Here is a 17,499-nt window from a genome sequence, read left to right as displayed (position 1 = left end):
CGTGCTCATCCCTGCCACCGCTATATGTCAAAAACAGCATAAATTTGCCGGATAAATCATTTAAGCCACATAGCGCGCTCTGTCAGGATGAGCCTATCGGTTCTTGAATTTGGTTAATCAATAACTTTTGGTTATAAGGAGAGGTTATGCGCGTTATTACTCTGGCTGGTAGTCCCCGTTTTCCTTCACGCTCCACCGCACTGCTGACCCTCTGCCAGCAGGCATTGGAAAAACGCGGCGTCGAGGTTATTCCGTGGAATCTGCATAATTTCCATCCTGAAGATCTGCTTTACGCACGCTTTGACTCCCCTGCACTGCTGGCATTAAAGGAAGACCTGGAGTCTGCGGATGGATTTATTGTCGCCACGCCGGTGTATAAGGCGTCATTCTCCGGCGCGCTGAAAACGCTGCTCGACCTGTTACCGGAGCGCGCGCTGGAACATAAAGTTGTGCTGCCACTGGCAACTGGCGGTACCGTCGCCCATCTGCTGGCGGTCGACTACGCGCTGAAACCGGTGCTGAACGCGCTAAAAGCGCAGGAAGTGCTGCACGGCGTGTTCGCGGATGACACCCAGATTACCCATTATGACCGCCAGCCTGAGCTGTCGCCGCTGCTGGCGGAGCGCCTTGCCGAAGCGGTGGATACCTTCTGGCATGCGCTGGCCCGACGCCATCAGCCGCTGGCCGCTGCGGTTTAATCAGGGAGAGAAAGATGACGCTGTTTTCACGGATACTCGCCACCGTTATCGCCGCCGGGCTGATCTCATCCAGCGCGCTGGCGGCGGAAAGCAAGGATGCCCCTGCACAGGTGCGCATCGGCTATCAGAAAGGGTCAGTCAGTATGGTGCTGGCAAAGTCCCACCAGCTGCTGGAAAAGCGTTTTCCACATACGCAAATAAAGTGGGTTGAGTTCCCTGCCGGGCCGCAGATGCTGGAAGCATTAAACGTCAACAGCATCGACCTCGGTAGCACCGGTGATATTCCGCCAATTTTTGCCCAGGCTGCCGGGGCGGATCTGCTGTACGTCGGTTCCGAACCGCCAAAGCCGAAATCTGAAGTGATTCTGGTACGCGAAAACAGCCCGCTAAAAACCGTTGCCGACCTGAAGGGGCATAAAGTTGCCTTCCAGAAAGGTTCCAGCTCACACAATTTGCTGCTGCGCGCACTGAAAGAAGCAGGGCTTGGATTTAACGATATCCAGCCTGCCTTTCTGACGCCTGCCGATGCACGTGCCGCGTTCCAGCAGGGGGATGTTGATGCCTGGGCTATCTGGGATCCTTACTATTCAGCAGCGATCCAGCAGGGCGGCGTGCGCGTGCTAAAAGATGGCAGCACGCTGAATCTTACCGGTTCGTTCTATTTAGCCACCCGCCCGTTTACCGAGAAAAACGGCGCATTTCTGCAACAGGTGCTCGATACCTTTAGCCAAGCCGATGCGCTGACCCGCAGCCAGCGCGAGCAGAGCGTGGCGCTGCTGGCAACGGCGATGGGCCTGCCAAAGGCGGTTATCGCCACCTATTTTGACCATCGCCCACCTACCGCGATCGGTCTGGTGAGTGACAAAACCGCCGCTGCCCAGCAGGCGACCGCCGACCTGTTTTACAGCAGCCATTTAATGCCGGTAAAAGTCGATATTTCCAGCCGTATCTGGCATGGCCCGACAGCCCACTGATTGAGGAGCAACGCAATGAGCCTTTCCGTTTTCTGGTTTCTTCCCACTCATGGTGATGGGAAATATTTAGGCACCGACGAAGGTGCGCGCCCGGTGGATCACGCCTATCTGCAGCAGATCGCTCAGGCTGCCGACCGACTGGGTTTTGGCGGGGTGCTGATCCCGACCGGCCGCAGCTGTGAAGATGCCTGGCTGGTTGCCGCTTCGCTGATCCCGGTGACGCAGCGTCTGCGTTTCCTCGTGGCGCTGCGCCCTGGCGTCATCTCACCCACTCAGGCCGCCCGCCAGGCCGCTACGCTGGATCGTCTCTCCAACGGCCGTGCGCTGTTTAATCTGGTCACCGGCGGCGATGCCGAAGAGCTGGCGGGCGACGGCGTGTTTCTTGACCACCGCGCGCGCTATGAAGAGTCCGCCGAGTTTACCCGCGTCTGGCGCCGGGTACTGGAAGGTGAAACGGTCGATTACGAAGGAAAACATATACACGTGCGCGGGGCGCGGCTAATGTTTAAGCCGGTTCAGCAGCCGCGACCGCCGCTGTGGTTTGGCGGTTCGTCAGAGGTGGCGCAGGATCTGGCCGCCGAGCAGGTTGATGTCTACCTCACCTGGGGTGAACCCCCTGCGCAGGTCAAAGAAAAAATTGAGCAGGTGCGCACCAAAGCTGCGGCGCAGGGGCGCAAAGTGCGCTTCGGCATCCGTCTGCATGTGATTGTGCGTGAAAGTAACGAAGAGGCGTGGCAGGCAGCGGACCGTCTGATCTATCATCTGGATGATGCCACCATTGCCAAAGCCCAGGCGGCGCTGGCGAAAACGGATTCGGTCGGCCAGCAGCGCATGGCGGCCCTGCACGGCGGTAAGCGCGATCGGCTGGAAATCAGCCCCAACCTGTGGGCAGGCGTTGGCCTGGTGCGCGGCGGTGCAGGTACGGCGCTGGTCGGGGACGGCCCGACCGTTGCGGCCAGGATGCAGGAGTATGCCGACCTCGGCATAGAAACCTTTATACTTTCCGGCTATCCGCATCTGGAAGAAGCGTATCGCGTTGGCGAACTGCTGTTCCCGCACCTCGATCTTGAGGTGCCAGAGGTACCGCAGCCGCGCGTGATTAAGGCGCACGGTGAAGCCGTTGCCCATGATTTCGCCCCGCAAAAAGTCTCACAGAGTTAGAGGTGGTGTATGAGTAGAGCGGTAAAACGTATTGGCAATGGCCTGCTGCCCTGGGCGCTGCCGATCCTGCTGGTGGTGGTGTGGCAGATTGCATCGACGGTCGGCTGGCTGTCGACGCGTATCCTGCCGTCGCCGGAATCGATCGTGGTCACTTTCTGGAATTTATCCGCCAGCGGTGAGCTGTGGCAGCATCTGGCGATAAGCAGCTGGCGTGCGGCGATTGGCTTCAGCATCGGCGGCTCAATCGGCCTGGTGCTGGGATTGATCACCGGCATGTCGAAGCTGGGTGAGCGCCTGCTGGATACCTCGGTGCAGATGCTGCGAAACGTGCCGCACCTGGCACTGATCCCACTGGTGATTTTGTGGTTCGGCATTGATGAGTCCGCCAAAATCTTCCTGGTGGCATTAGGGACTCTGTTCCCCATCTACCTCAACACCTATCACGGCATTCGTAATATTGACCGCGGGCTGGTGGAAATGGCGCGCAGCTACGGCCTTTCCGGCTGGAGCCTGTTTATTCAGGTGGTGCTGCCCGGTGCCCTGCCCTCCATTATGGTCGGCGTGCGCTTTGCGCTGGGTCTGATGTGGCTGACGCTGATCGTGGCAGAAACCATTTCGGCCAACTCTGGCATTGGCTACCTGGCGATGAACGCTCGCGAGTTCCTGCAAACGGATGTGGTGGTGGTAGCGATTATTCTTTACGCCCTGTTGGGTAAACTGGCGGACGTCAGCGCGCAGCTGCTGGAACGTATCTGGCTGCGCTGGCACCCGGCGTATCAACTGAAAGAGGAAAACGCATGAGCGAGTTAACTCCGTCTCCGGCGCGTCTCAATGCCGGTACGCCGCTGGTGATCAACGGCGTCAGCAAGCAGTACAACAATCGCACGGTGCTGAATAATATCGATCTGCACATCCCGTCCGGCCAGTTTGTGGCGGTGGTGGGCCGCAGCGGCTGCGGCAAAAGCACCCTGCTGCGGCTGCTGGCCGGGCTGGAAAAAAGCAGCAGCGGCGAACTGCTGGCGGGCAGCGCACCGCTTAATGAAGCGCGCGAAGATATCCGCCTGATGTTCCAGGATGACCGCCTGCTGCCGTGGAAAAGCGTGATTGATAACGTTGGCCTGGGTTTGAAAGGCAAAGCCTGGAAGGAGCAGGCGCTGGCCGCACTGGATGCGGTTGGCCTGGCTGACCGGGCGAAAGAGTGGCCTGCGGCGTTATCCGGCGGCCAGAAACAGCGCGTGGCGCTGGCGCGGGCGCTGATCCACCGCCCCGGCCTGCTGCTGCTGGATGAACCTCTCGGCGCGCTGGATGCCTTAACCCGTATTGAAATGCAGGATCTGATTGAGTCACTGTGGCAGCAGCATCACTTTACCGTGCTGCTGGTGACGCATGACGTCAGTGAAGCGGTAGCGATGGCCGACCGCGTGCTGCTGATTGAAGAAGGCAATATCGGGCTGGACCTGCTGGTTGACCTGCCGCGCCCGCGCCGTAAAGGTTCGGTCAGGCTGGCAGAGCTGGAAGCGGAAGTGCTGGACCGGGTGATGAAGCGCAAGCCGCTGGCGGAAGCCGAAAAGCAGTATGCCCAGCGCTGATAACGCGCTGGCAGAGTGAAAACGGGTTCTCATCTTGAGAACCCGTTTTTGTTCAGGGCTTGGTCAGCGTTACCAGCCTGCCTTCCTTCGCGCTTAACAGCGCCGCATCCAGCACTTCCAGGGTGCGGATCGCCTGTTCACTGGTCACCGGCGGCTCGGTGCCATCGCGCACTGCGGCGGCAAAAGCTTCGTAGTAAGCGTGATAGCGCCCCTGCTCTGACGGTACCCGCTCCTCACCTTTATCGGTGCGCAATGTCCCCCACAGTGCTTCAGGCTCATAGCCCCAGCCGGCCAGGTCATCTGCTGGTTTCTTGCCGGCGAAAATTGCCGTTGCCTGCACGTCAGAACTGTTCGCCAGATAGCTGCCCTTGTCACCATATAACCGCAGTTCGCGGCTGGCGAGGTGGTTCAGCTTGCTGGAGGAGATATGGGAATGCACGCCGCTGGTGTGCATCAGGGTAATCACAAAGCTGGCATCCGTTGGCCCCTCCGGGCGCTGGGTGATGTCGGTCTGGGCGAATACCGACTTTACCGGCCCAAGCAGCCACACCGCCTGATCGACCAGGTGGCTCCCCATGTCGCGCAGCAGGCCGCCCATTTCACCGCCGTCCAGCGTTAACGGGTCGTCAAGATCCATACGGTTGTGCAGCCGCCACGGCTTGCCGACGCGTTGCTGCTCTATCACCTTGCGCAGGGTCACGATATCCGCATCGAAGCGACGATTGTGGTAGATGCCCAGCACCACGCCTTTTGCTTGCGCGGCGGCGGCCAGTTCGCGCCCGGTTTGCGCATCAGGTGCAAAGGGCTTATCGGCAATCACCGCCACCCCCGCGTCGATAGCTTGCAGAACCAGTTCACGACGGGTTTCAGGCGGGGTGGTAATGGTGACAATGTCGACTCCGGCGGCGAGCATCGCCGTCAGGCTGGGGTAAACCGGCACCTCGGGGAAGTCCGCTTTGACGCGCGCGACAGTTGCCGGTGCGCGCGCCACAATGCCCGCCAGCTCAACCCCCTGCGCGGCGCAAATATAGGGGGCATGGAAGTACTGACCGCCCGTACCATATCCGACCAATCCAATTTTCATCTGTCATCCTCGTTGTTGAGTGCGCGAGCAACATTCGTCAGCATGTTACGATTATGTTGGTCTTTGCTACCGTTGGCAAATGTTGCATTTGAGGCAATAACATCCAGAAAATAGTAAAAAAAAACCGGGCAACTGCCCGGTTTGGTTTTCGCTTAGGATGAAACCTAAGTTCAGGCGTTGAGCGCCTTGGTGATCTTCTCGAACAGATCGCCGGAGAGTTTATCCAGCCCTTTTAACTGCTCCAGCGCGTTGCGCATCAGCTGCTGGCGGGTGCTGTCGTAACGCTTCAGGCGGATCAACGGTTCGATCATGCGTGCCGCAACCTGCGGGTTGCGGGTATTAAGATCGGTGAGGATCTCCACCAGGAACTGATAGCCGCTGCCGTCAATGGCATGGAAAGCGGACGGGTTAAGCTGGGCAAATGCCCCGACCAGTGAGCGAATACGGTTCGGGTTGCTGAGGGTGAACGAACGGTGGTTCAGCAGCGCACGTACCTGCGTCAGCACATCGGCCGCCGGGCTGGTAGCCTGCAGCGCAAACCATTTGTCCATCACCAGGCCATCCTGATGCCAGCGCTCGTCAAAGGCCGCCAGCAGATCCGCACGGCACGGTAGCTGCGCACTCACGGCCGCAGCCATTGCGGCCACGCTGTCGGTCATATTATTGGCTTTTTCGAACTGGGCTTTCACCAGCTTATTGGCCAGCTCCGCATCACTAAACGCCAGGTAGCTCAGGCAGACATTTTTCAGCGCGCGCTTGCCCATATCTGCGTGCTCAACGCGATATTCCGCCGTCTGGTTGGCGTAGTAGACCGCCAGCAGCTCATCGGCCAGCTCGGTTGCCAGCGTGCGCACCAGCGATTCACGTACGACCGCATTGGCAGCCGGGTCGATCACCTCAAACAGCTCGGCAATCTCATTTTCTGATGGCAACGACAGGATTAACGCCATCAGGGCAGGATCGGTATTCTCCTCCAGCAGCACGGCACGGAAGGCATCCGCCACGTGCAGCGGCAGTGACAGCGGCTGTCCCTGCTGCTGGCGGGCAACGTTGATTTTGATGTGGTTAGCCATCAGGCTCTGTGCCGCATCCCAACGAGCGAAGTCATTACGTGCATGGCGCATCAGGAAGGTCAGCTGCGCATCGCTCCAGTTGTAATCGAGTTTTACCGGCGCTGAGAATTCACGCAGCAGTGATGGCACCGGCTGGAAATGGACGTTATCAAACACAAAGGTCTGGAACGATTCGGTGACGTTCAGCACATGATGGACCGGGTGGCCATTGTGCTGTAGCGGGATCACCTTGCCTTCACCATCGTACAGTTCGATATCCAGCGGAATATGCAGCGGCAGCTTCTCTTTCTGGTCAGCGGTCGGCGGGGTCATCTGAGTGACGTGCAGGCTGTACTGTTCCAGCTCCGGGTTGTAGTCGTCACGAATCGACAGCACCGGCGTACCGGACTGACTGTACCAGCGGCGGAACTGCGAGAGATCAACGTTGGAGGCATCTTCCATCGCCTGCACGAAGTCATCACAGGTGGCGGCGCTGCCATCATGGCGTTCAAAGTAGAGCTGAATACCTTTCTGGAAGTTTTCCTCGCCCAGCAAGGTATGCATCATGCGGATAACTTCTGAACCCTTCTCATACACTGTTAGTGTGTAGAAGTTGTTCATCTCGATCACCTGTTCCGGGCGGATCGGGTGCGCCATCGGGCTGGCATCTTCGGCAAACTGTGAACCGCGCATTACGCGCACATTATCAATGCGGTTGACCGCGCGCGAACCCAGGTCAGAGCTGAACTCCTGATCGCGGAACACCGTCAGCCCCTCTTTCAGGCTGAGCTGGAACCAGTCACGGCAGGTGACGCGGTTGCCGGTCCAGTTATGGAAGTATTCATGGCCGATCACCGCCTCAATGCCGAGGTAATCTTTGTCGGTCGCGGTTTCAGCCTTAGCCAGCACGTATTTGGAGTTAAAGACGTTCAGGCCTTTGTTCTCCATCGCGCCCATATTAAAGAAGTCGACGGCAACGATCATAAAGATGTCGAGGTCGTACTCCAGTCCGAAGCGCTCTTCATCCCACTTCATGCTGTTTTTCAGCGAGGTCATCGCCCAGTCAGCGCGGTCGAGATTGCCGCGATCGACGAAGATCTCCAGCGCCACATCGCGGCCGGAACGGGTTTTGAAGCTGTCGCGCAGCACGTCAAAATCACCTGCCACCACCGCAAACAGATAGCAGGGTTTCGGGAACGGGTCGTGCCACTTCATCCAGTGACGGCCATCTTCCATCTGACCACCGTCCACGCGGTTGCCGTTGGAGAGCAGATAAGGGTAGCGCGCCTGATCGGCAATAATCGTGGTGGTAAAGCGCGCCAGCACGTCCGGGCGGTCCAGATACCAGGTGATGTGGCGGAAGCCTTCGGCTTCACACTGGGTACACAGCGCTTCGCCGGACTTGTACAGCCCTTCCAGCGCGGTGTTTTTATCCGGGTGGATCTCATTGACGATTTTCAGAGTGAAAGCATCAGGCAGCTGGGTTAACACCAGCGCGCCCTCTTCCAGACGGTAGTGCTGCCACGGCTGCTCGTCGACATGCAGCGACACCAGCTTCAGGTCTTCACCGCCGTCAAGACGCAGCTCCGCCGTGCTGGCACCCAGACGTTTAATCTGGCTGATAGCGGTGACCTGCGTGGTGCTGGCATCAAGGTTAAAAGTCAGATCGATATCGGTAATGGTGTAATCCGGGGCACGATAATCATGGCGATTTTTGGCTTGCGGCAGTTGCGTCATAAGTCCTTCTCACGTCGTAATTAGTTAACCTTTTCAAGTCTATTCCTGTTATGCCCTGGTTGCCACGTAGAATCGACGACAATTGGCGCCATTGCCTGAAAATGGTACATCTCATTAACAAACGCCGCGCTTTTCCTCATCCCGACTAGCCGAATTGTGCTGTGATCGGCTTCACTAAATGAGTATTCGGGTTATACTCCTGCGACTTTTCTTTTATTTGAACCAGGGATAACGCTCTTCGCCAGAGGATGCTGAAACGCACCATGACACGACACGCTTCCCCGATTTTGACCACGCTTTTAGATACCGATGCTTATAAACTCCACATGCAGCAGGCTGTGTTTCATCGCTATTACGATGTCACCGTCGCCGCCGAGTTTCGTTGCCGTGGTGACGACATGCTCGGCATCTATGCTGATGAGATTAACGAGCAAATCGCGTCGATGGCTTCGCTGGTACTGAGCGACGACGAGTTTGCGTATCTCTCCGGCCTGCCCTTCTTCAAGGCGGACTACCTGAGCTGGCTGCGTACCTTCCGCTACGATCCGCGCCAGGTGAGCGTGCGCAACCATCACGGCAAGCTGGATATCCGTATCAGCGGGCCGTGGCGTGAAGTTATCATGTGGGAAGTGCCGCTGCTGGCGCTGATCAGTGAAGTGGTGCATCGTCACCGCTCACCTTTGGTGACGCCACAGATGGCGGTCGACAAGCTGAAGAGCAAGCTGGTGCAGTTTGCCGGCCTGACCGCGGATCTCGATATGTCGCGCTTCCGTCTGATGGACTTCGGCACCCGCCGCCGCTTCTCTCATGATGTGCAGCTGGCGATTGTCAGCACGCTCAAGCAGGATTTTCCGTGGCTGGTCGGGTCGAGTAACTATGAAGTTGCGCGTCAGCTGGGTATTGCCCCGGTCGGCACTCAGGCGCACGAATGGTTCCAGGCGCATCAGCAGATCAGCCCGGTGCTGGCTAACAGCCAGCGCGCTGCACTGCAGGCCTGGCTGGAGGAGTATCCGGACCAGCTGGGCATTGCGCTGACCGACTGCATCACTATGGATGCTTTCCTGCGCGACTTCGGTCGTGGGTTTGCCACCGCTTACCAGGGGCTGCGCCATGATTCTGGGGACCCGTTTGAATGGGGCGAGAAAGCCATTGCCCACTATCAGCAGCTGGAATTAGACCCGCAGAGCAAAACGCTGGTGTTCTCCGATAATCTTGACCTGGATAAAGCCGTGGCGTTATATCGCCAGTTTGGTCAGCGTATTAATGTCATTTTCGGCATCGGTACGCGCCTGACCTGCGATATTCCCGAGGTGAAACCGCTTAATATTGTCATCAAGCTGGTGGAGTGCAACGGTAAGCCGGTCGCTAAACTTTCCGACAGCCCGGGTAAAACTATCTGTCAGGATAAAGCCTTTGTCCGCGCCCTGCGCAAAGCTTTCGATCTTCCGCTGGTCAAGAAAGCCAGCTAACAGTTTCCAGGGGCCAGACCCGTGCTGGCCCCTGATGGCCCCCTCCTGTTAATAAATCTCTCACGCTTCCGGGAATTTCTCTTGTTTCTCCTCGTCTGGCAAGTAACATAGCAAGACCCTAATTTCGGGGTTATTCAGATTAATAGTGAGAGACTTATATGAGCGTTGTGCCTGTAGCGGATGTACTGCACGGCCGGGTCGCGGTTGACAGCGAAGTCACCGTACGTGGCTGGGTGCGTACACGAAGAGATTCAAAAGCCGGTATTTCCTTTATCGCCGTTTACGACGGTTCCTGCTTTAATCCCGTTCAGGCTGTGGTCAATAATTCTCTGAATAATTATCAGGATGAAGTATTGCGCCTGACCACCGGCTGCTCGGTTGTGATTACCGGCAAAGTGGTGGAATCCCCGGGTGAAGGCCAGAGTTTTGAAATTCAGGCCACGGCGGTCGAAGTGGTTGGCTGGGTTGATGACCCTGATACCTACCCGATGGCGGCAAAACGCCACAGCATTGAATATCTGCGTGAGGTTGCACACCTGCGCCCGCGTACCAACCTGATTGGTGCCGTCGCCCGCGTGCGTCATACGCTGGCCCAGGCATTACACCGCTTCTTCGACGAGCAGGGTTTCTTCTGGGTCTCCACCCCGCTGATCACCGCTTCCGATACGGAAGGTGCCGGTGAAATGTTCCGCGTTTCGACGCTGGATATGGAAAACCTGCCGCGCACGCCGGAAGGCAAAGTCAATTACGACGAAGACTTCTTTGGTAAAGAAGCGTTCCTGACCGTTTCCGGCCAGCTGAACGGCGAAACCTACGCCAGTGCGATTTCTAAGATCTACACCTTCGGTCCAACCTTCCGTGCGGAAAACTCCAACACCAGCCGCCACCTGGCGGAATTCTGGATGCTGGAACCGGAAGTGGCGTTTGCCGATCTGGAAGATAACGCCGCGCTGGCGGAAGCGATGCTCAAGTATGTCTTCAAAGCGGTACTGGAAGAACGCGCCGACGATATGGCCTTCTTCGCTGAGCGTGTAGACAAAGAAGCGATTTCGCGCCTGGAGAAATTTGTGACTACCGATTTTGCGCAGGTAGATTACACCGAGGCCGTCGAGATCCTGCTGGCATCTGGCCAGACCTTCGAAAATGCCGTTTCCTGGGGTATTGACCTCTCTTCCGAGCATGAACGCTATCTGGCCGAGAAACACTTTAAGGCGCCGGTAGTGGTGAAGAACTACCCGAAAGACATCAAAGCTTTCTATATGCGTCTCAACGACGACGGCAAAACCGTGGCCGCGATGGATGTTCTGGCTCCTGGCATCGGTGAAATCATCGGCGGTTCACAGCGTGAAGAGCGTCTGGACGTGCTGGATGCTCGCCTCGCCGAGATGGGTCTGAATAAAGAAGATTACTGGTGGTATCGCGATCTGCGTCGCTACGGCACCGTGCCACATTCAGGTTTCGGTTTAGGTTTCGAACGATTAATCGCCTATGTCACCGGCGTACAAAATGTAAGAGATGTTATCGCCTTCCCGCGTACTCCGCGCAACGCGACCTTCTGATTTCTGCATTAAATATAAGAAATTCATATATATACTAAGGCCAGCCTCGCTGGCCTTTTTTTATTTTTGTAAATTTAGAGTTCCCTCACAAAGTTCCGTATTTTTTACATTTTGTCATACATATTTTCCTATTGTAACCAGAATAGGAGATTGGTAGCATTTTCGCGCTAGATTAACCAGGCTGTGAATGGAAAGATGCGTGCAGACACAGGAAGACACCAAACTCTCATCGTAGTTCTGTAAAGAATTATTGACGGCAGTGGCAGGTGTCCAAATAACTCCAATGAGGGTAATAAAAAATGATGAAGCGCAACATTCTTGCAGTAGTGATCCCAGCTCTGTTGGCTGCTGGTGCCGCGAACGCTGCAGAAATCTATAACAAAGATGGCAACAAACTGGACCTGTACGGTAAAGTTGATGCGCGCCACAACTTCTCTGACAACGCTGGTGAAGACGGCGACCAGACTTATGTTCGTTTTGGTTTCAAAGGTGAAACCCAGATCAACGATCAAATCACCGGCTACGGCCAGTGGGAATACAACGTTCAGGCTAATACTGCAGAATCACAGGGCACCGACGGTTCTAAAACTCGTCTGGGCTTCGCCGGTCTGAAATTCGGTGATGCAGGCTCATTCGACTACGGTCGTAACTACGGCGTGATCTACGACGCAATGTCTTACACCGACCAGCTGCCAATCTTCGGTGATGACACCATGTACACCAACAACGACAACTTCATGGTTGGTCGTTCAAACGGTCTGGCTACCTACCGTAACAGCAACTTCTTTGGTCTGGTTGACGGCCTGAGCTTCGCTGTACAGTATCAGGGCAAAAACGAAAGCAACGATCGTCGTATCGTTGATGAAAACGGTGACGGCTGGGGTACTTCTGTAGCCTATGACACCGGTATGGGTATCAGCGCTGTGGGTGCATACGCCTCTTCTGACCGTACTAACCGCCAGATCGCTGACGGTAACGGCGATAAAGCTGACCAGTACGCTCTGGGTCTGAAATATGATGCCAACAACGTTTACCTGGCAGCATTCTACGGTGAAGCACGTAACACCAGCACCTATGGCAACACCCAGACTGCTAACAAAACTCAGAACTTCGAAGTGGTTGCACAGTACCAGTTCGACTTCGGCCTGCGCCCATCCATCGCTTACCTGCAGTCTAAAGGTAAGGACCTGAACGGTGTTGTTGGTAATGGTACTACCTACGGCGGCGGCGACGCTGACCTGGTTAAATACATCGAAGTGGGTACTTACTACTACTTCAACAAAAACATGTCTACCTACGTTGATTACAAAATCAACCTGCTGGATGACACAGACTACACCCGCGCTTCCGGTACTAATACCGACGACGTTGTTGGTGTTGGCCTGCAGTACCAGTTCTAATTGCCATTTAACTGCGGCTGCGGTCGCAGTTATCAGAGCATCAAAACGGGGCTTCGGCCCCGTTTTTGTTTTCTGCCCTTCCCCTTTCTCTTTCTGCTGCAATTTTCACGCAAACGGTTGGCAATTTACCCTTCCAGGCGGTACCCTGAGTCCTCACTTCGCTTTAGATTAAGCTAACGGACTTCGACTATGTTTGAACGTATTGCAGCTGCACCCGCCGACCCTATTCTTGGTTTAGCCGATCTGTTCCGCGCCGACGATCGCCAGAATAAAATCAACCTCGGTATTGGCGTGTATAAAGATGAAACCGGCAACACGCCGGTACTGACCAGCGTGAAGAAAGCTGAGCAGTATCTGCTGGAAAACGAAACCACCAAAAACTATCTGAGCATTGATGGTATTGCTGATTTTGGTCGCTGCACCCAGGAACTGCTGTTCGGTGCTGACAGCGCCCTGATTGGCCATCATCGTGCCCGCACCGCCCAAACCCCTGGCGGTACCGGTGCTTTGCGCGTGGCGGCGGACTTTATCGCCACGCAGACCCCAGCCAAACGCATCTGGGTGAGTAACCCAAGCTGGCCGAACCACAAAAATGTGTTTGAAGCCGCCGGTCTGGAAGTGTGTGAATACAAATATTACGATGCGGCGAATCACTCGCTGGACTTCGATGGCCTGCTAAACAGCCTGAATGCCGCTGAAGCCGGTGACGTAGTGCTGTTCCACGGCTGCTGCCACAACCCAACCGGGATTGACCCAACGGCTGAACAGTGGTCACAGCTGGCTGAGCTGTCGCTGGCGAAAGGCTGGCTGCCGCTGTTCGACTTCGCCTATCAGGGCTTCGCTCGCGGTCTGGAAGAGGATGCAGAAGGCCTGCGCGCCTTTGCTGCCACCCACCAGGAACTGATCGTTTGCAGCTCTTACTCAAAAAACTTTGGCCTGTATAACGAACGCGTGGGTGCCTTCACGCTGGTCGCCGCTAATGCGGCGGTGGTAGATACCGCCTTCAGTCAGGTGAAAGCCACCATTCGCGCCAACTACTCTAACCCACCGGCACACGGTGCGGCTGTGGTTGCGACTATCCTCAGCAACAGCGCCCTGCGCGTGCTGTGGGAGCAGGAACTGAGCGCGATGCGCGAGCGCATTCAGCGTATGCGTCAGCTGTTTGTCAATACGCTGCAGGAGAAAGGGGCGAAAGGCGACTTTAGCTTTATCATCGATCAGAACGGCATGTTCTCGTTCAGCGGCCTGACCAAAGATCAGGTGGTTCGCCTGCGCGATGAGTTTGGCGTGTATGCAGTGAACTCCGGGCGCGTTAACGTTGCGGGCATGACCCCGGACAATATGGCACCGCTGTGTGAGGCGATTGTCGCGGTACTGTAAATGAGAGAGGGCTGACCGGCACTAAGGGTCAGCCTTTACATTGAAGGGGGCGACCGTTTTTGCGGTCGCCCCCTTTTTTCAATGCGGCTATTGCAGGAACGGGTTGCTGATACGTTCACGCCCGAGCGTCGACATCGGGCCGTGACCTGCGATAAAGGTCACATCGTCACCCAGCGGCAGGAGTTTGTGGTGAATGGAGGCAATCAGGTCGCTGTGGCTGCCCTGAGGGAAGTCTGAACGCCCGACCCCGCCGTTGAAAATCACATCGCCAGAAACCAGCAGGCGGCCTGCGCGGTCAAAGAAGACGATATGCCCCGGCGTATGGCCAGGGCACAGCAGGATTTCAAGCGGGGTATTGCCCACGGTTATCGTCTCCCCCTCTTCCAGCCAGCGATCCGGCGTCAGCGGTGGGCAAGTGGCAAAGCCAAACATTTCACTCTGCGTTGGCAGCGCGTCCAGCCAGAATTTATCGGCGATATGTGGGCCAATAATGGGCAGCTGATAATGCTCTGCCAGCTCGGCGGCGGCACCAACATGGTCAAGATGGCCGTGCGTCAACAGGATCTGGGTGAGCTTAACGCCCAAATCAGCGACTTCTCGTTTGATTTTCTCCGCGTCACCGCCCGGGTCCACCAGCGCGGCTTCGCGAGTTTCCGCACACCAAATCACCGAACAGTTCTGAGCGAACGCGGTGACCGGGATAATGTGATAGTCCATAACTCTCCGTTACCGGCCACCACAGGTGCCCGGAATTTCGTTTTTACCAGTTCCGTACCGGACCGGTATCAATATGCACAAAGTTACTGCTCGGGTAGTATCCTACACCGCCTGCACGTAGCGAAAGCGCAGCTTTGCGAATATTGCTTAACGAAATTCCTTCAATGTGGAAATCCATTGCCTGACCCAGGGTGTGGTAGCTGTGCTTTGCCACGCCTTTGCTGTGCGAACGCAGCGAGTTGTTGGTCGCCAGCGAACGGTAACCGGAGATTAACTGCACGGGTTTGCGCGTATCAAGCATGGTCTGCAGGCGGTAAAGCTGATCGAACAGGTGGGGATCGATGTTCTTACTTTTGTTGGCCCGGTAGTCACGGAAAAAGTGATTCAGGCGCGCTAATTCATCCTTGTCGTAACTTTTTCCATTGAAAAACTCAGTTTTGAGGCTTTCACCGGTGTTGAGGTTGCTGAGGGTCAGCACACGAGGACGAGCAGTAGAGAGCGAGGCAAAAGCCTGTCCGGGAAGAAGTGCCACACCGAGTGCAGCGCCGCCCAGTGCTAACCACTTACGACGATTTGAGTCAAATTTATCCATGAATCTGTATTACCTGGCTGAAGTATTCGGAACGATGCATTTACTGCACCGTCCGAACCTTACCGGGGGAGAAAACATCCGTCAACCCGGCGCAGTGGAGTGTGACGCAGAGATCGCACTCAACGCCGCTGCGCCTGCCAACTGAGCGGAGAACTCCCCGCGGGCGGAACTGCTGGATAATCAACAATTAGAGCAATAATTGACCAGCCTGCGTCAGCACCTGAGTGCCTGAGCGCGCCGTCATATCATAATTGTAAATATCTGTACGAAACTGCGGCTGACCGTCATCTGCTACCCAGGCGGTCAGGTAATAGAGATTGACCGGAATGCGGTGGCGGATCGAAACAAAGCGCGTTTCGCCCTGTTTCAGGGTGCTGCTGATGCGCGAGCCATCCCAGCCCACATCCTGCAACAGCAGGTTAGCGAGGTCCGAGGCGCGGTTCACGCGCACGCAGCCTGAGCTGAGCGCGCGAATATCTTTCTGAAACAGGCCGTGATTAGGCGTGTCGTGCAGATAGATGGCGTCCGAGCTTGGCATATTAAACTTGTAGCGCCCTAACGAGTTGGTGGCCCCCGGAGCCTGGCGGATGCGATACGGGAACGAGGCGGCCGAAACCATACTCCAGTCAATCATTGATGGGTCGATCACCTGCGCATCGCTGCTCCAGCCTGACAGCAGCGTATAACCGTGTTTATACAGGTACATCGGATCCTGCTTCACCTTCGGCACAATATCTTTGCGCACCAGCGTGGTCGGCACATTCCACGGCGGGTTGAGTACCACATTGTTTAGCGCGCTGCGCATCAACGGCGTTTTACGGTCCGGGCGGCCAACAATCACCCGCGAGGATAAAATCTCGCTGCCGTTAACGTAGTAAGCCAGCGAGTAGTTCGGGATATTCACCATGATGCCGTTGTGCATATCATCGGGTAGCAGACGCAAACGCTGAATGTTCAGCGCCAGCAGCGAAGCACGCTGCTGCGGCGAGACGTTTAACCACTCGCGGGTGCGCGTGCCAATTGCGCCATCCGCTTCCAACCCCTGCCAGCGCTGGAAGCGTTTCAGCGCCTCAACCAGCTGTGGCGTGTAGATATTGTCAGCATTGACCGGGATAGCCTCGCCCTGCACGTTACCGACGTTATTCGGCACTGCTGGTGGGGGAATATCCGTGGTGGCAGTGGCAGACGGGCTGACAACCGCGTTGGTATCTCGCTGCTGCGGCACGACAGCATCCGGCTGTGCGTTATCATCGTCATGCACCAGCGGGGCATCCACGGCTCCGACCACTTCGGCAGTCGGTTTCGGCGGTTCATTGGCGGCAGACATCATGCCGGTGCGCTGTAAAATGTCGCGCAGCGCCGGAACATCATCACTCACCTGCCCCGGTTTTAACGTTTGTTTATCCCGCAGCTGCGGCCACGGGCGCGCGTCCGCCAGCAGGGTTTTCAGCGCCTGATGCATCAGGGCATATTGCGGGTGCTGCGGGGCCAGGGACTGCACAAAGCCGCTAAGATTGCCCTGCGCCAATGCGCGCTGCCACTGATTGATCGCCGCCATTGACGGCGCTTCCATCTTGTAAGGGGCATTGCTATACAGCCAGACTTCACCCTTGCTCGGCACATTGGAGGTGAATTGCAGATAGCCCAACATGGCGTCAGACAGCACCACATCACGCGCCAGCCCGCTAATTTGCGGATCGGTCAGCTGTTTGACCCAGCGGGTAAATTGCGGCTGCACGCCGGAAAGCGCAACCTCAGCCAGCTGCTGCTGGAACTGCTGCACGGCCTGTTGATCCTGCCACATCGGACGCATACCGTTTGCGGCATACAGTGGGGTGAGATTCTTCAAATAAAACGGCGTGCTCCCATGAGGGAAAGCCGCACTGATTTGTGCCTGGCTTTGAACCACGCTAACGGTCGATGACGCAGGTGCGGAAACAGGTGGAATACCTGCCGCTGCGGGGGACATGTATGTCAGTCCGAACATCAAACAGTAGCCAAGCGCAACGGCCTGAGCGGATAACGATTTCTTCAGCAACATCCCTTGCCCCCTGTGTAAGCCAGCTGAATCGAAGAACAGCAGCAGT

14 protein-coding genes are annotated in these 17,499 nt (G+C 56.5%); 9 read left to right on the top strand and 5 right to left on the bottom strand.

Annotation, left to right across the window (positions count from 1 at the left end; genetic code table 11):
* Positions 1-146 precede the first annotated feature (146 nt).
* The 5 genes from ssuE to ssuB are packed head-to-tail and all read left to right on the top strand — an operon-like array spanning position 147 to position 4,422.
* A complete protein-coding gene (gene ssuE, locus ID864_RS00640; RefSeq protein WP_048916506.1) occupies positions 147-698 on the top strand; it encodes an NADPH-dependent FMN reductase in 552 nt (183 codons plus the stop codon).
* 14 nt (positions 699-712) lie between these two features.
* Positions 713-1,672, top strand: coding sequence for a sulfonate ABC transporter substrate-binding protein (locus ID864_RS00635; protein ID WP_048916507.1), 960 nt, complete (start codon positions 713-715; stop codon positions 1,670-1,672).
* 15 nt (positions 1,673-1,687) lie between these two features.
* Positions 1,688-2,833, top strand: coding sequence for an FMNH2-dependent alkanesulfonate monooxygenase (gene ssuD / locus ID864_RS00630; RefSeq protein ID WP_191149260.1), 1,146 nt, complete (start codon positions 1,688-1,690; stop codon positions 2,831-2,833).
* Positions 2,834-2,842: 9 nt separating this feature from the next.
* A complete protein-coding gene (ssuC, locus tag ID864_RS00625; protein ID WP_048916509.1) occupies positions 2,843-3,634 on the top strand; it encodes an aliphatic sulfonate ABC transporter permease SsuC in 792 nt (263 codons plus the stop codon).
* Complete coding sequence (gene ssuB, locus ID864_RS00620) at positions 3,631-4,422, top strand: aliphatic sulfonates ABC transporter ATP-binding protein (protein WP_048916510.1); 792 nt, start codon at positions 3,631-3,633, stop codon at positions 4,420-4,422. Before ssuC ends, ssuB begins: the two co-directional genes overlap by 4 nt.
* A 52-nt stretch (positions 4,423-4,474) precedes the next feature.
* Here the strand turns inward: ssuB and ID864_RS00615 are convergent, their stop codons facing one another.
* On the bottom strand, positions 4,475-5,506 hold the full coding sequence (locus ID864_RS00615) for a Gfo/Idh/MocA family protein (RefSeq protein ID WP_191149259.1): 1,032 nt from the start codon (positions 5,504-5,506) through the stop codon (positions 4,475-4,477).
* 170 nt (positions 5,507-5,676) lie between these two features.
* A complete protein-coding gene (pepN, locus tag ID864_RS00610) occupies positions 5,677-8,295 on the bottom strand; it encodes an aminopeptidase N (protein ID WP_191149258.1) in 2,619 nt (872 codons plus the stop codon).
* Between the two features lie 263 nt (positions 8,296-8,558).
* Between pepN and pncB the strand changes: the two genes are divergently transcribed.
* The 4 genes from pncB (at position 8,559) to ID864_RS00590 (ending at position 14,103) form a co-directional block, all read left to right on the top strand.
* Positions 8,559-9,764, top strand: a complete 1,206-nt coding sequence (gene pncB / locus ID864_RS00605; protein WP_099754054.1) for a nicotinate phosphoribosyltransferase — start codon at positions 8,559-8,561, stop codon at positions 9,762-9,764.
* A gap of 158 nt (positions 9,765-9,922) precedes the next feature.
* A complete protein-coding gene (asnS, locus tag ID864_RS00600) occupies positions 9,923-11,323 on the top strand; it encodes an asparagine--tRNA ligase (protein ID WP_048916513.1) in 1,401 nt (466 codons plus the stop codon).
* 299 nt (positions 11,324-11,622) lie between these two features.
* Positions 11,623-12,723, top strand: coding sequence for a porin OmpC (gene ompC, locus ID864_RS00595; protein ID WP_062818328.1), 1,101 nt, complete (start codon positions 11,623-11,625; stop codon positions 12,721-12,723).
* Positions 12,724-12,912: 189 nt separating this feature from the next.
* Positions 12,913-14,103, top strand: a complete 1,191-nt coding sequence (locus ID864_RS00590; RefSeq protein WP_133624055.1) for an amino acid aminotransferase — start codon at positions 12,913-12,915, stop codon at positions 14,101-14,103.
* An 87-nt stretch (positions 14,104-14,190) separates the two neighbouring features.
* Here ID864_RS00590 and ID864_RS00585 read toward each other — a convergent pair whose 3' ends face one another.
* The 3 genes from ID864_RS00585 to ldtD form a co-directional block, all read right to left on the bottom strand.
* Positions 14,191-14,820, bottom strand: a complete 630-nt coding sequence (locus tag ID864_RS00585; RefSeq protein WP_191149257.1) for an MBL fold metallo-hydrolase — start codon at positions 14,818-14,820, stop codon at positions 14,191-14,193.
* A gap of 43 nt (positions 14,821-14,863) precedes the next feature.
* On the bottom strand, positions 14,864-15,412 hold the full coding sequence (locus tag ID864_RS00580; protein WP_048916520.1) for a YcbK family protein: 549 nt from the start codon (positions 15,410-15,412) through the stop codon (positions 14,864-14,866).
* Between the two features lie 187 nt (positions 15,413-15,599).
* Positions 15,600-17,453, bottom strand: coding sequence for a L,D-transpeptidase (gene ldtD / locus ID864_RS00575; RefSeq protein WP_191149256.1), 1,854 nt, complete (start codon positions 17,451-17,453; stop codon positions 15,600-15,602).
* Between the last annotated feature and the right edge of the window lie 46 nt (positions 17,454-17,499).

Source organism: Erwinia aphidicola, from assembly GCF_014773485.1.
In the GTDB taxonomy this organism is placed as follows: domain Bacteria; phylum Pseudomonadota; class Gammaproteobacteria; order Enterobacterales; family Enterobacteriaceae; genus Erwinia; species Erwinia aphidicola.
The sequence above is the reverse complement of the archived record's forward strand: the minus strand, read 5'-3'. Positions and strand labels throughout refer to the sequence as shown.

Coding starts and splice junctions, on each gene's coding strand:
- pepN (WP_191149258.1), bottom strand. CDS start 8,295: ATGACGCAACTGCCGCAAGCCAAAAATCGCCATGATTATCGTGCCCCG.
- pncB (WP_099754054.1), top strand. CDS start 8,559: ATGACACGACACGCTTCCCCGATTTTGACCACGCTTTTAGATACCGAT.
- ompC (WP_062818328.1), top strand. CDS start 11,623: ATGATGAAGCGCAACATTCTTGCAGTAGTGATCCCAGCTCTGTTGGCT.
- ssuD (WP_191149260.1), top strand. CDS start 1,688: ATGAGCCTTTCCGTTTTCTGGTTTCTTCCCACTCATGGTGATGGGAAA.
- ldtD (WP_191149256.1), bottom strand. CDS start 17,453: ATGTTGCTGAAGAAATCGTTATCCGCTCAGGCCGTTGCGCTTGGCTAC.
- ssuB (WP_048916510.1), top strand. CDS start 3,631: ATGAGCGAGTTAACTCCGTCTCCGGCGCGTCTCAATGCCGGTACGCCG.
- ID864_RS00580 (WP_048916520.1), bottom strand. CDS start 15,412: ATGGATAAATTTGACTCAAATCGTCGTAAGTGGTTAGCACTGGGCGGC.
- ID864_RS00635 (WP_048916507.1), top strand. CDS start 713: ATGACGCTGTTTTCACGGATACTCGCCACCGTTATCGCCGCCGGGCTG.
- ssuE (WP_048916506.1), top strand. CDS start 147: ATGCGCGTTATTACTCTGGCTGGTAGTCCCCGTTTTCCTTCACGCTCC.
- ID864_RS00585 (WP_191149257.1), bottom strand. CDS start 14,820: ATGGACTATCACATTATCCCGGTCACCGCGTTCGCTCAGAACTGTTCG.
- asnS (WP_048916513.1), top strand. CDS start 9,923: ATGAGCGTTGTGCCTGTAGCGGATGTACTGCACGGCCGGGTCGCGGTT.
- ID864_RS00590 (WP_133624055.1), top strand. CDS start 12,913: ATGTTTGAACGTATTGCAGCTGCACCCGCCGACCCTATTCTTGGTTTA.
- ID864_RS00615 (WP_191149259.1), bottom strand. CDS start 5,506: ATGAAAATTGGATTGGTCGGATATGGTACGGGCGGTCAGTACTTCCAT.
- ssuC (WP_048916509.1), top strand. CDS start 2,843: ATGAGTAGAGCGGTAAAACGTATTGGCAATGGCCTGCTGCCCTGGGCG.